This is a genomic window from Streptomyces sp. NPDC018000, assembly GCF_044328025.1.
Taxonomy (GTDB): Bacteria; Actinomycetota; Actinomycetes; order Streptomycetales; family Streptomycetaceae; genus Streptomyces.
In genome coordinates this window covers 45,306-58,668 of record NZ_JBIRGM010000004.1, presented here as the reverse complement: position 1 = coordinate 58,668, position 13,363 = coordinate 45,306, and the positions used below count along the sequence as shown (strand labels likewise).

Sequence of the window (13,363 nt, the reverse complement as noted above, 5' to 3'; positions counted from 1 at the left end):
CGGCCCGCGACGGGCCGGCGTGCCGGGTCAGGCCTTCTTGACCACGCTGGACTTGAGCTGCATGGGGCCGAACCCATCGATCTTGCAGTCGATGTCGTGTCCGTCCACCCCGTCCACCAGGCGGATGTTGCGCACCTTGGTGCCGGCCTTGATCCCGGACGGGCTGCCCTTCACCTTCAACGTCTTGACCACCGTCACCGTGTCGCCGTCGGCGAGCACGTTCCCGACCGCATCCCTGATCACCCCGTCCTCGGCGCCATCCGCTGCCCCGGTGGCCGCGGGCGACCACTCATGGGCGCACTCGGGACAGATCAGAAGCGCGCCCATCTCATACGTGTACGCGCCGGAGCACTCGGGGCACGGCGGCAGCGCCTCGGTCACATCGCTCATGGTCTTTCCTTGCCTTGGTTGTTCCTGTGCATCACTTACATCAGGTTCTGGCTAGGGCGCGTTTCGAAAACAGCGTCGTCCGCCCCCGGCCGGACGGGACTTTCGAAACACGCCCTGGTGCCGCGACACGCGCGCCGGGCCACTCATCGGGAAGCGTCTTCGGTGACAGGAACACCGGGCAGGAGCCCGGCCCGGCGCAGGTGGGCACGGGCCCCGGCGATCGCCTCCGGCGTGGTGGCGTACTCCCGCCCCTCCAGCTGGAGCAGGTCCAGCGCGCCGACCGATTCGAGCACCTGGCGCTGACCGGGACGTATCCCGGAGGTCATCACCGCGATACCGCGCCGGTTCAGCTTCTCCACCGCGTCCTTGAGGACCAGGGCGCCGGTGGCGTCCATGGTCGACACCCGCGACATCCGCAGGATCACCACCCGCACGTCCGCCACCTCGGAAAGTTCCAGCAGGAAGCGATGGGCACCGGCGAAGAACAGCGGCCCGTCGATCCGGTAGGCGACGATGTGTTCGGCCAGCAGGGCGTGTTCCTCGTCGCTGTGCTCGCCGGGCAGGTCGGGGCGGAAGTCGACCTGATCGATGCGGGCCTGCTGGGCGACTGCCCGCAGCGCCAGGGCGCCCGCGACGACCAGGCCGATGATGACCGCGTAGACCAGGTCGAGGACGAGCGTGGCGGCGGCGGTCAGCACCAGCACGATCGCGTCCGAGCGGGTCGCGCGGGCCATCGCCCGCAGCGCACCCACCTCCACCATACGTATCGCGGTCGCCAGCAGTACCCCGGCCAGCGCGGCCAGGGGGATCTTGGAGACGAGCGGGGCGGCGGCGAAGACGATCACCGCGAGGACCGCGGCGTGGGTGAGGGCGGCGAGCCGGGAGCCCGCGCCGGTGCGGACGTTGACGGCGGTCCGGGCGATCGCCGCGGTAGCGGGGACGCCACCGAACAGCGGGGCGGCCAGGTTCGCGATGCCCTGCCCGAAGAGCTCCTTGTCCGGGTCGTGCTGCTGGCCTACCGTCATCCCGTCCGCGACGGTCGCCGACAGCAGCGACTCCAACGCGGCCAGCGCCGCGACCGCGACGGCCGGGGCGAGCAGCGAGCCCAGCGCGGACAGGTCCAGGAAGCCGAGCGAGGGGGCGGGCAGCCCGGAGGGCAGGTCACCGATCGGGGCGGCCGCGTCCAGGTGGAACAGCTGGGCGGCCAGGGTGGCAGCGATCACCGCGACGATCGAGAACGGGATCGTGGGCCGCCAGCGGGCGCCCAGCAGCATCACGGCCGCCACAGCGAGGGCCATGGTGAGGGCGGTCCAGTTCGGGGTGCGGACGAACTCCTCGACCGCGTGCCACGTGACCTCGAGGACCTTGTCGCCCTCCGGCTTGGCGACGCCGAGCGCGTTGGGCACCTGCTGGAGACCGATGACGCATGCGATGCCGAGCGTGAAGCCCTCCACCACCGGCGCCGGGATGTAGCGCATGTACCGGCCGGCCTTCAGTAGCGCGAGCACGATCAGCAGCACGCCGGCCATCAGCCCGACCGTCAGCACCCCGCCGGGCCCGTACTGGGCGACGATCGGCACCAGGACGACCGTCATCGCGCCGGTCGGCCCGGACACCTGGAGGTTGGAGCCGCCGAACAGCGCAGCCAGCGCCCCCGCCACCACGGCGGTCGCCAGCCCCGCCTCGGCGCCGAGGCCGGAGGAGACACCGAAGCCGAGCGCGAGCGGCAGCGCCACGATGGCGACGGTGAGTCCGGCGAGCAGGTCGCGGCGCGGATTGCGGCCCATGACGGCGAAGTCGGCGCGGGCAGGAAGCAGAGCGGAGACCCGGTCCCAGGAGCGGGCAAGCAACGTACTCACCGGGCGGCACCGTCGGCTTCCCGCAACTCTTCCAGGAGTTCGTTCTGCCCGGCCAGCATCTCCGTCAGGATCCGCCGCGCAGCCCGCATCAGCTCCGCCACATCCCCGCCCGCCAGCTCGTACACCACCGTCGAGCCCTCCCGGGTGGAGGTGACGATGCCGGAGCGGCGCAGCACCGCCAGCTGCTGCGACAGCGCCGAGGGCTCCACCTCGATCGCCGTCAGCAGGTCGCGCACCGGCATCGGACCGCCCTGCAGCAGCTCCAGCACGCGTATGCGGACCGGGTGCCCGAGCATCCGGAAGAACTCGGCTTTGGCCTGGTACAGCGGAACCGGCACGGTCTCCAGCACTCCTCATCACCCCGGGCACCCGAGGCATCGACTGGTGCCGTGTCCGCGGCTACCTGCGGACACGGCCAACACAGCATGTAGTGAATTGCAGAATTTTGCAATTCGTGTATGGGTGGAGAGCCCGGTGCTGCTCCGCCGGTGTCTCCGCCGGTGTGCACGTTTCGGGTGCCGCCGGCGTCCTGGATCCCGACGAGCCGGACCTGCGGATGCGCGTCGGCAGCCCTCGCCCGGCGTGCAATAACGCGGGTGCCCTCGGCGCCGCGGTGCTCGGAAGCGACGGAGTTCCAGGGCTGTCCCGTAATTCCTGGCGGGCGCACGACGGCAGCTGCTTCCCCAAGCTCTCGGCTGCGCTCGAGCAGGGGATGCCCCATCCTCGCCGCGTTGTCGGAACGCCCGAATACATCCAGTATTCGGGCGTCCCTCCGCCTTGCGATGCACCACATCTGACGCCGCGCGCTGATCCACCACGGATTACGGGACAGCCCTTAGCGCGGCACGGCCGTGCGGCTCACCTCAGCGCGCTCTTCGCCTGCCAGTCGGACCACGTCACATTCCATGCCCCGTACCCGTTGCCCTCCGCGACCGTGCCCTTGGCGTCCGCGCCGGTGATCTCGAACGGGTCGCCGACCCTCACCTGCTGGTACAGCGCAGCGGCATTGGCGTCGCTCATCCCGACACAGCCCGAGCTGTGGTTGGCCACCCCGAAGTAGGCGGCGTTCCACGGCGCCGCGTGGGCGTACATCCCCGACCAGGTCAGCCGCATCGACGAGTCGACCATCTTGTCGTAGGCGTCGCCCAGGCCGACCGTCTCGGAGCGCATGTTGATCGTGCCCTCCTTGGCCATCAGCACGGCCGTGCCGCGCCAGGACGCCTTCTCGCCGCCCGGGGTGCCGGCCGACATGGGCACGTCCATGACGGCCTTCCCGTCCCGCTTCAGCGCCAGGCGGTGACGGTCGAGGTCGACCTTGACCACCTGCTCGGCGCCGATCGTGAAGGTGGTCCGATAGTCGCGGACGAACCAGCCGCCGGACGGGCCCGAGTCGATTCCGTTGAGGTCGGCTTCGAGGGTGACCTTCGTACCGGACTTCCAGTACTCCTTGGGCCGCCAGTCGACACGGTCCTTGCCGGAGTAGTCCTGGAGCCAGCCCCAGGAGCCCTCGGTGTTGTTCGAGGTGGAGACCTTCAGGGCCTTCTCGACCGCGGCCCTGTCCTTCACCGGGCTGTCGAAGACGATCGACAGGGGCTGGGCGATGCCGACCGTGGTGTTCTTGCCGGGAGCCAGCGTCAGCTTGTTGACCTTGCTGACCCCGGCGGTGGTGAAGTCGGCCGTGTCGCTGCCGCCCTCGGTGTCCTTCGCCTCGACGCTGTACGTCATGCCGGGCGAGGCCACCCGGTCCGACGTCCAGGTCCTGCCGTCGGCGGATATCCGGCCGGTGAGCGCTTTCCCCTCGGTCGGGCTCACCTTGACGGTCTTCAGCTTTCCGGCGTCGAGAGTCACCTTCACGGGCTGCCCGGGGGCGGCCTTGGTGCCCTGGAGGTTCACCGAGATCTTGGCGTTGCGCGCCGGCGCCGGTGTGGTCCGGGCAGCCCCCTTGCCCGAGTCCGGCGCGGAGGTGCCGGAACAGGCGGTGAGCGTGGCGCCGAGCACCGCGGTACCGGCGATCAGGGTGAGCCGGACCGGGTGGGCGAGCGGGGCAGTACGGCGTATGCGCCGACGTGCGGAGAACAACGGCAAGACCTCCAAGGCGTTACTTCTCGTCGATGGAGAGGAGTTTCACCCGACGATAGGTTTCACAAAACGACCGAAAAGAAGGAAGTCCCCTGTGTGACACGGATTGCAGCACAACGGTCATCGTTCGGTCACATTCGCCGCTCGGCTCCGTCACGGACCGCTGTGAGCATCCTGTGCAGCCCCGCAGAGCCGACAACGGGGCGGACCAGGGAGGGCTACGAACATGTCAGCGCTGCTCGCGACCGGAGACCGCAGCCATGACCACGAGCTGCGGATACGCAGCCTGACCGGCGCCGAGCACCGGGCGTTCGTGTCCACCCGTGCGGAGGCGAGCTTTCTGCAGTATCCGTCCTGGGCCTCGGTGAAGGACCAATGGACATCCGAAATGGTCGGCTGGCACAGCGACTTGGGTGACCTGACCGGGGCCGCGCTGGTGCTCTACCGGCAATTCCCCGGAACCCGCAAATACTTCGCCTATCTGCCCGAGGGGCCGGTGGCCGACTGGGCCGACCCCGACATCGACCGCTGGCTGCGGCCGCTCATGGCGCACCTGCGGAAGTCCGGCGCCTTCGCCGTACGGATCGGCCCCTCACCGGCGTACCGCCGCTGGGACACCGCCCGCCTCAAAACGGCCACCGGCCCCGGCCGCACGGTCGGCGACGTACTGGCGAATGAGGTGGATCCACTCGGCACGGCCGTCGCCGAACGGCTCCGGGCCCGCGGCTGGCGCCGCTGCGGAGGCGACGGGGGAGGGGACGCCGACGCACAGCCGCGCTATGTCTTCCAGGTGCCGCTCGCCGGACGGACCCCCGACGAACTGTGGTCGGGACTCAACCAGGAGTGGCGCCGCAATGTTCGCAAGGCCCAGAAGGCCGGGGTGCGGATCGTCATCGGCGGCGCGGCCGAACTGCCGGAATTCCACCGACTGCTGCGGATCACCGAGGAGCGCGACGGCTTCCGGCTCGGCCGCTCCCTCGCGTACTACCAGCAGCAGTACGCCGTACTGAACGCCGAACACCCCGGCCGGATGAAGCTCTATCTGGCCGTCCATCAGGGCGAGATCCTTGCCGCCCACACCGTGATCAGCACCGGTCGGCGGGTCTGGTACCAGACCGGCGCCTCCGCCGACCACCGCCGCGAGGTCCGTCCCAGCAACGCGTTGCAGTGGAAGATGATGCTCGACGCCCATGGGCTCGGTGCCGATGTACACGACATGCGCGGAGTACCCTCCACCCTTGACCCCGACGACCGTCCCTTCGGGCTGCTCCGTTGGAAGCTCGGCACCGGAGGCCAGGTAGTCGAGACCCTCGGAGAGTGGGAGACATCGGTGGGCGGAGCCGCCAACAACACCTTGTACCGGGCGTTCCAGGCGTACCTGGCCCGCCGATGACGGCCACCGGGACGACCTCCCCGAAGGCCGCGGGGCGGAAGTCGGGCTCGGTGCTGCGCAGCGGCGCCGTCATGGCGTCCGGCTCCATCGTCTCCCGGGCGACCGGCTTCGTACGCTCGGCGGTCGTCGTCGCCGCGCTCGGCACCGGACTGCAGGCCGACGGGTACACGGTCGCCAACACCGTGCCCAACATCCTCTACATACTGCTCATCGGCGGCGCGCTCAACGCCGTCTTCGTCCCGGAGCTGGTGCGGGCCGCAAAGAACCACGCCGACGGCGGAGCCGCGTACACCGACCGGCTGCTGACCCTCTGCACGGTCGGCCTCCTCGCCCTCACCGCGCTCACGGTCGTCGGCGCCCCGTGGATCGTCGCGGCCTACGCCGACTACCACGGCGCGCAGGCGGAACTCACCGTCGCCCTCGCCCGCTACTGCCTGCCGCAGATCCTCTTCTACGGACTCTTCACACTCCTGGGTCAAGTCCTCAACGCCCGCGGCCGGTTCGGCGCGATGATGTGGACCCCGGTCCTCAACAACGTGGTGATCATTGCGGTGTTCGGGATCTATCTGGCCGTTGCGACAGGCTCCGACGGTACGTTGACCTCGGCGCAGGCCCAGTGGCTCGGCTGGGGGACGACCGCCGGGATCGCGGTGCAGACACTCGCCCTGGTGCCCGCGCTGCGGGCCGCGAAATTCCGCTGGCGGCCGCGGTTCGACTGGCGGGGCAGCGGTCTCACCCGGCCGCTGCGCGCGGCCGGCTGGCTCGTCATGCTCGTGCTGACCAACCAGATCGCCTACTGGGTGGTCACCAGGCTCTCCACCGCCATCGGTCAGCACGCCGTCGAACAGCACGTGGCGGGCGGCGCCGGATACACCGCCTACAGCTACGCCTATCAACTGTGGGTGGTGCCGCACGGCATCGTGACCGTCTCGCTCGTCACCGCGCTGATGCCCAGGATGAGCCGGGCGGCAGCCGACAACGACCTGACGGGGGTGCGGCGCGATGTCTCGTACGCCCTGCGCACCTCGGCCGCGGTCGTGGTGCCCGCGGTGGCCGTGCTGTTCGCGCTGGCGCCTTGGGTGATGGGGGCCGTGTACGGGTACGGGCGTACCGGCGACGCGGACATCACGGTCATGGCCGGGATGATGATGGCGTTCGCGCCGGGGCTGATCGCCTACTCGGGGCAGTACGTGCTCTCCCGCGCGTTCTACGCGATGGGCGACACCCGCACTCCGTTCTTCCTCAATCTGGTGATCGCGGCGCTCAATGCCGGGCTCTCCGTTGCCGCCTATCTGCTGCTGCCGGCCCGCTGGGCCGTGACCGGGATGGCCGGGGCGTACTCGGTGGCGCTGTTCGCGGGCTTCGCCGTCACCGCGTATGTGCTGCACCGCAGGGTCTCCGGCAGCGATGCCACCCGGCCCTCGCTGATGCGTTCGCCCGGGCTGTGGGCGCAGCTCCGGCTGGTGGTGGCTTGTGTGCCCGCAGGGCTGCTGGGGTACCTGGCCGCTCGCGTCTGCGAGGGGTCCGGGGACTTCGCCGCCGTGGGGGCGGGGTCTGTCGTGCTCCTGCTCACGGTTGCGCTGCTGGCGCGGCCGCTCCGGCTGCGGGAGATCAGTGCCGTGATCGCGGCGGGCCGGGGGCGGCTGCGGCGGGCGTGAGCCCCTCGGCACACAGTCCGATCAACGGTTCGAATCCATTTCTTGATCGCTGGGATACTGCTGCCATGCCTCGCGTGTTGCTGATCGAAGACGACCCCTCCGTACGCGAAGGGGTCGAGCTGGGGCTGCGGCGGCGCGGTCATGAGCTGCGGGCCGTCGAGACCGGTGAGGAGGGGCTGGCCGCGCTGGGGGAGTCCCGGCCCGATCTGGTGCTCCTCGATCTGATGCTTCCGGGAATGAACGGGGTCCAGGTCTGCCGCCGGATACGCGAGACCAGCCAGCTGCCGATCATCATGCTCACGGCGCGCGGTGACGACTTCGACGTGGTCGTCGGGCTGGAGGCCGGCGCCGACGACTACATCGTCAAGCCCGCCCGTACCGAGGTGATAGAGGCCAGGATCCGCGCCGTACTGCGCAGGCTCGCCGAACCCGCGGGGCGCAGCGGCATCGAACTCCACGGCGAACTGGCCGTCGACCGTACCGGGCTCTCGGTCGCCAAGGCGGGGCAGCGCATCCTGCTCGCGCCCTCCGAACTGAAGCTGCTGCTCCACCTCTCGGCCTCGCCCGAGCAGGTCTTCAGCAGGCAGCAGCTTCTCGAATACGTCTGGGAGCACAGCTACCACGGAGACGCGCGCCTGGTCGACGCCTGTGTGCGGCGGCTGAGACAGAAGATCGAGGACGTGGCCGGCAGCCCGCGCTACATCCAGACCGTCCGCGGTTTCGGCTATCGCTTCGGACCGCTCGCATGAAGCTCTTCGCCGCGCGGTTCGGACTGCGGACACGTCTCATCGGCGCCTTCCTCCTGGTCGCGGCGATCAGCGTCGTCACCACCGCCACCCTGACCTACCGGGAGGCCCGCTCCGCCATTCTTCAGCAGGCGCAGGACACGGCCGTCGCCCAGTTCCGCGACCGGATCGCCGCACAGACAGTGACCCTGCCGGTTGATCCGGAGCAGCTGCGGCGCACCTGCCAGATACTCGCCAGGGAGGGCAAGCCGCACACCTGGAGAGTCTTCGCCGAATACGGGAAGATCCGGGTTTCCTCGACGGACCAGCCCACCTCCGGTGTGATCACGCCCGCACTGCGCAACGCCGCCCGCGACAACGCGCACGGCTCCTTCCAGCGGGTCGTCAAGGACGGCGATCCCTGGCTGACCATCTCAATACCCGCAGTCTTCGACCGGGGTGACGGACGCCAGCCCACCGGGCTCGTTCTCTACGCCGTGATGCCGCTCTCCACCGAGGAGGCCAATGTCAACGCCATGGTCACCGCGGCCCGCGACGGTGCCCTGCCCGCCCTCCTGATCGCGCTGGTGCCCGCCCTGCTTGCCGCCCGCAGTGTGCTGCGCCCGGTTCGCGATCTGCGGCGGGCCGCCGCCGGTATCGGCCGCGGTGAGCTCGACACCCGTATCGAGGTCAAGGGCTCCGACGAACTCGCCGAACTCGCCCTGACGTTCAACGAGTCGTCGACAAAGCTCCAGGAGTCGGTGGAGGAGCTCCAGCGGGCGGAGGCGCGGGCCAGACGCTTCGCCTCGGACGTCTCGCACGAGCTGCGCACCCCGCTCACCGGGATGCTCGCCGTCACCGAGGTGCTCGACGAGGACGCCGCCCAACTGCATGCCGACACCGCGGCGGCCGTCCGGCTGATCAGCGCCGAGACCGGGAAGCTCGCCATCCTCGTCGAGGATCTGATGGAGATCTCCCGCTTCGACGCGAAGGCCGCGGATCTCCACCTTGACGAGGTCGACGTCGCCGAGACGATCCGCAAGACCCTCCAGAACCGGCAGTGGGAGGACCGGGTCCGCACCGAACTCCTGGGCGGGGTACGGGCGATGATCGACCCGCGTCGCTTCGACGTCGTCGTCGCCAACCTCGTCGGCAATGCCCTGCGGCACGGTGCGCAGCCCGTCACCGTACGGCTGCGGACCGAGCGACGGGGTGCGGCTTCCTGGCTGGTGACCCAGGTCTCGGACAACGGGCCGGGTATCGATCCCGCGGTCCTGCCGCACATCTTCGACCGGTTCTACAAAGCCGACGCGGCCCGCACCCGGTCGGCGGGCAGCGGGCTCGGACTGGCGATCACCCAGGAGAACGTACGGCTGCACGGCGGTACCGTGCACGCCGCCAACACTCCCGGGGGCGGTGCGGTCCTCACCGTGGAACTACCGCTGGAGGGGCAGTGAGACGCGTACGTGCCCTCGGCGCCCTGCTGCCCGTCGTGCTGCTGGCGGCCGGGTGTGGTATACGGGCGACGGATGTCGTCGAGGTCGGCGATCCGGCGATCGTGCAGGTGGCGCCGGGCGGACCGCAGGGCACGGTGCTCTACTTCGTGTCCTCGTCGTCCGCGAGCCGGCTGATGCCCGTCGTACGGCCGGACTGGATGCCGACGGACGGCATCTCGGCGGGTACGGGGCGAGCGTGGGGTGGCTTCGACAAGGCGCTCGCCATGCTCTTCGACGGGCCCACCGACGCCGAGGCCGAAGCGGGCCTGCGTACCGAACTTCCGGACATCCGGACGGTGTCGAGCCTGAATCTGGGCCCGGACGGGGTGTTGGTCCGGGTGAACACCGCCGTCACGGAGCTCTCCGAGGTGGCTCGGCAGCAGCTGATCTGCACCGCCGCGCAGGCCCGCACCGCGGACCGGGGCACCGCGGTGACGGTGACCGGCTCCGACGGTGCCATCGGGCCGGCCCATTGCACGGTCTGACCGCGGCGGGGCCCATGCCCGCCCGTTCGCGCGGCAGGGGGGGGCAGCCCGCCGCCCGGTGCGAGTTGCGCGGTGCCGGTACGGGGGTCTGCGCGGCCCGGGTCACATCGGCGACGAGCTCCACCACATCGGGGCCGTACGCCTGTGAGTTGACCACCTTCAGCAGCAGGCAGAAGGTGTTGTTGCCGTACTTGCGGGCCGGCTTCTCGTAGTTGCGGGCCGGACAGCGGGAGGCCGCCTGATTGGTGATCGCCTGCTGTCCTCGGAACAGAAAGACCGGACGGGCCTCCTGAACGACCGTCAGCCGCGTCAGCAGCACATGTTCGGCGACACCCTTCGCTCGACCATGGCCCGGCGGTGCGGCTCACCTCCGCTCGCGCGGAGAGCACGTGTGGGTCGACGTCCTTCCCAATATGTCGAACGGCTTACCTCCGCTCGCGCGGAGAGCACGCGTCGATCAGTCGCATCGCGTAAGAACGTTCCGGCTCACCTCCGCTCGCGCGGAGAGCACCACAACGCCCTCCTGGACCTGCGCGACATGGCCGGCTCACCTCCGCTCGCGCGGAGAGCACGGCACCGTCGTCGCCGACCGCAACTCGGTGGACGGCTCACCTCCGCTCGCGCGGAGAGCACGGTGGCCGCGGTTGCGTTGACCTCGTCGAGGACGGCTCACCTCCGCTCGCGCGGAGAGCACTCGCAGTCGCAGCCACAGCCGCGGCCCGCGCACGGCTCACCTCCGCTCGCGCGGAGAGCACCTCGGCGCCCTGGTGCTCCCGCGCGTCATCTCCGGCTCACCTCCGCTCGCGCGGAGAGCACGACGACAACCTCGCTGGCGGTCAGTCCCAGCACGGCTCACCTCCGCTCGCGCGGAGAGCATATGAGGTGGGCGGCCGCCATGTCGATGCCCTTCGGCTCACCTCCGCTCGCGCGGAGAGCACTGGCGCGGCCCCTGGACGCCCTTCTTGAGCTTCGGCTCACCTCCGCTCGCGCGGAGAGCACGCCCACACGACGATGATTTCCGCCGCCCGGTACGGCTCACCTCCGCTCGCGCGGAGAGCACGGCTCTACGCCGCATCCGAGACCGTGGTCACGCGGCTCACCTCCGCTCGCGCGGAGAGCACACAGCGTTTCCGTACTGGCGGACACGCTCACGCGGCTCACCTCCGCTCGCGCGGAGAGCACAAGGAAGCCGCCGGGATGATGGAGAAGATTGGCGGCTCACCTCCGCTCGCGCGGAGAGCACGATCCCGGCGGACCGGGCCTCCATGACCAGGCCGGCTCACCTCCGCTCGCGCGGAGAGCACACGTCCTACGGCACCACCGGCAGTTTCGTGGACGGCTCACCTCCGCTCGCGCGGAGAGCACGATGGTGGTCCGGTGACGGTGGGGCCTCTCGCCGGCTCACCTCCGCTCGCGCGGAGAGCACTTTCTCCAGCGTGTCCAGGGCACGCGCCTGTACGGCTCACCTCCGCTCGCGCGGAGAGCACCATCCCGACTAAGGATGCGCTAGCTGACAGTCCGGCTCACCTCCGCTCGCGCGGAGAGCACGTCTCGGGTTGTTCAGCCGTGACGAACAAAGACGGCTCACCTCCGCTCGCGCGGAGAGCACGGGGTGAGCCCCGTGTGGGCTGCCCTGTACCCCGGCTCACCTCCGCTCGCGCGGAGAGCACGCCTTCACCCGCAGCTCGGTGGCGGAGATGACCGGCTCACCTCCGCTCGCGCGGAGAGCACCCGCCGTTGCCCCGCTGGCGGCGTTCCGACCGCGGCTCACCTCCGCTCGCGCGGAGAGCACGGCTCTACGCCGTATCCGAGACCGTGGTCACGCGGCTCACCTCCGCTCGCGCGGAGAGCACAAGGCCGGCGCCTTCGGTATCGCGCTGGGCACCGGCTCACCTCCGCTCGCGCGGAGAGCACCACCGAGGGAGAGGAAGGGGAGCCGGGCGAGGCGGCTCACCTCCGCTCGCGCGGAGAGCACCCTTTCTGACCTGGCACGTTAGAGAGGGTTTGCCATTTCTTGGCTTTCTCGCTGGAAGGCGATCAGGGTGAGGCCGTCGAGGTCGAGGGGTTCGCGGCGGCGGGTGCCTGCTGTTCGTAGCTGGAACCCCTGTTCGTTGTTGGCCGGGTGGGCGAGCACCGCCATGCCGTCGTCAGAGCAGGCGGCGACGGCCGACCAGAGTTCGTCGCGGACCTTGGCTGAGACGGTGCCTACGTACAGCTCGGGTGTGACTTCGAGGAGCCAGCGCGTGAGGGCGCCGCGCAGGTGGTCGGGGACGGCGGTGGCTGAGATGACGATCATTGAGGACATGGGGCGTGCCCTTCCGGTGGGCGGGTCACAGCGGTTTCCCGTGATTGACGCCGGCCGGTACGGAGCCTGTGATCGGGTCCCACAGGTCGACCAGTTGTTCTTCGGGGTCAGGGCATTCGTAGGTGTGGTTCGGGTCGAGGAGCTGCTGGATGTCGGTGACGATGCGGGGGAGTAGTTGGAAGAGGCGGAGTTCGTGGCGGAATGAGCGGCGTGCTTCGCTTTCAGGGTTGGGTGATGCGTGGAGGGAGAAAGCGAGCGGGATGGTCAGTTCGGCCTTGTAGAGGTCCGCGACGTCGTACACGAAGGCTTGTTGGTTGCCACTGTGGACGAAGCCGAGGGCTGGTGAGCAGCCGAGCGCGGTGATTGCGGCGTGCACGATGCCGTAGAGGCAGGTGTTGGCCGAGGACAGAGCGAGGTTGACGGGGTCTTGGCTGTCCCAGGAGGCGGGGTCGTAGGACCGGCGGAAGCGGCCGATCTTGTATTGGCGGGCGAGGAGTTGGTAGTGGGCTTTGACTCGTTGGCCTTCCATGCCGCGGAGCTTGTCGAGGTTGGTTCCACCGGTCGCGGTGCCGTCTCCGAAGCGGCGCTCGTACATGGCCTGAGCGATGGCCAGGCGGTGGGAGTCGTTGGCCCAGGCGCGGGTTTGGTGTTCGAGCCAGAGGGTGGTGAGGGATTCGGGGACGGCTGCGGAGTAGCAGCGGACGCCTCCAGATCCGGTTGTGACGACGGTGGTGCCGTTTCTGGCGAAGGTGGTGAGGGCGCGTGCGGTGATGGAGGTACCGGGGCCGAGGAGGACGCAGCTGAGGGCTGCGGTCGGGAGATAGACGGTCTCTGTCCCTCGTTGTTCGCTGGTGACTTCCGCGCAGACTCCGGTGTCGTCCTGATGGATGCGGACGATGTCGAGGTAGAGGAAGGAGAGGGAGTCGGCGATACGGGGGAGCATGGCGACGGTGGGTGCGGCGAGTTTGCGCCG

General features: G+C 69.7%; 11 protein-coding genes, 1 pseudogene and 1 CRISPR repeat array. Of the genes and pseudogenes, 5 read left to right on the top strand and 7 right to left on the bottom strand.

Annotated features, from left to right (window positions below; translation table 11 throughout):
* Window positions 1-27: 27 nt before the first annotated feature.
* From ACH4EW_RS12025 to ACH4EW_RS12010, 4 genes are all read right to left on the bottom strand, one after another.
* Complete coding sequence (locus ACH4EW_RS12025) at window positions 28-381, bottom strand: zinc ribbon domain-containing protein YjdM (protein WP_398255998.1); 354 nt, start codon at window positions 379-381, stop codon at window positions 28-30.
* 152 nt (window positions 382-533) lie between these two features.
* Window positions 534-2,249: a SulP family inorganic anion transporter gene (locus ACH4EW_RS12020; RefSeq protein ID WP_398254925.1), complete on the bottom strand. Its 1,716-nt coding sequence runs from the start codon at window positions 2,247-2,249 to the stop codon at window positions 534-536.
* Entirely contained in the window at window positions 2,246-2,587 is a 342-nt protein-coding gene (locus tag ACH4EW_RS12015; RefSeq protein WP_398254922.1) for an ArsR/SmtB family transcription factor, read from the bottom strand. The genes ACH4EW_RS12020 and ACH4EW_RS12015 overlap by 4 nt, the downstream gene beginning before the upstream one ends.
* A gap of 520 nt (window positions 2,588-3,107) precedes the next feature.
* Window positions 3,108-4,328, bottom strand: coding sequence for an Ig-like domain-containing protein (locus ACH4EW_RS12010; protein ID WP_398254920.1), 1,221 nt, complete (start codon window positions 4,326-4,328; stop codon window positions 3,108-3,110).
* A gap of 226 nt (window positions 4,329-4,554) precedes the next feature.
* Here ACH4EW_RS12010 and ACH4EW_RS12005 point away from each other — a divergent pair, with 226 nt between their 5' ends.
* From ACH4EW_RS12005 to ACH4EW_RS11985, 5 genes are all read left to right on the top strand, one after another.
* Window positions 4,555-5,721: a lipid II:glycine glycyltransferase FemX gene (locus tag ACH4EW_RS12005; RefSeq protein ID WP_398254918.1), complete on the top strand. Its 1,167-nt coding sequence runs from the start codon at window positions 4,555-4,557 to the stop codon at window positions 5,719-5,721.
* Window positions 5,718-7,379 (top strand): murein biosynthesis integral membrane protein MurJ, encoded by a 1,662-nt coding sequence (murJ, locus tag ACH4EW_RS12000; RefSeq protein WP_398254915.1) that lies wholly within the window; start codon window positions 5,718-5,720, stop codon window positions 7,377-7,379. The genes ACH4EW_RS12005 and murJ overlap by 4 nt, the downstream gene beginning before the upstream one ends.
* A 65-nt stretch (window positions 7,380-7,444) precedes the next feature.
* Window positions 7,445-8,128, top strand: coding sequence for a response regulator (locus tag ACH4EW_RS11995; protein ID WP_398254913.1), 684 nt, complete (start codon window positions 7,445-7,447; stop codon window positions 8,126-8,128).
* A complete protein-coding gene (locus tag ACH4EW_RS11990) occupies window positions 8,125-9,561 on the top strand; it encodes an ATP-binding protein (RefSeq protein WP_398254911.1) in 1,437 nt (478 codons plus the stop codon). The genes ACH4EW_RS11995 and ACH4EW_RS11990 overlap by 4 nt, the downstream gene beginning before the upstream one ends.
* A complete protein-coding gene (locus tag ACH4EW_RS11985) occupies window positions 9,558-10,085 on the top strand; it encodes a hypothetical protein (RefSeq protein ID WP_398254908.1) in 528 nt (175 codons plus the stop codon). The genes ACH4EW_RS11990 and ACH4EW_RS11985 overlap by 4 nt, the downstream gene beginning before the upstream one ends.
* Before the next feature lie 49 nt (window positions 10,086-10,134).
* On the opposite strand, the pseudogene ACH4EW_RS11980 reads toward ACH4EW_RS11985, so the two are convergent.
* The 3 genes and pseudogenes from ACH4EW_RS11980 to cas1e form a co-directional block, all read right to left on the bottom strand.
* Window positions 10,135-10,419, bottom strand: a pseudogene (locus tag ACH4EW_RS11980) (hypothetical protein); the annotation flags it as partial.
* A gap of 26 nt (window positions 10,420-10,445) precedes the next feature.
* Window positions 10,446-12,060: a CRISPR direct-repeat array (repeat unit 29 nt; unit sequence CGGCTCACCTCCGCTCGCGCGGAGAGCAC).
* An 18-nt stretch (window positions 12,061-12,078) separates the two neighbouring features.
* Window positions 12,079-12,390: a type I-E CRISPR-associated endoribonuclease Cas2e gene (cas2e, locus tag ACH4EW_RS11975; RefSeq protein WP_398254906.1), complete on the bottom strand. Its 312-nt coding sequence runs from the start codon at window positions 12,388-12,390 to the stop codon at window positions 12,079-12,081.
* Window positions 12,391-12,415: 25 nt separating this feature from the next.
* On the bottom strand, window positions 12,416-13,333 hold the full coding sequence (cas1e, locus tag ACH4EW_RS11970; protein ID WP_398255995.1) for a type I-E CRISPR-associated endonuclease Cas1e: 918 nt from the start codon (window positions 13,331-13,333) through the stop codon (window positions 12,416-12,418).
* Window positions 13,334-13,363 lie beyond the last annotated feature (30 nt).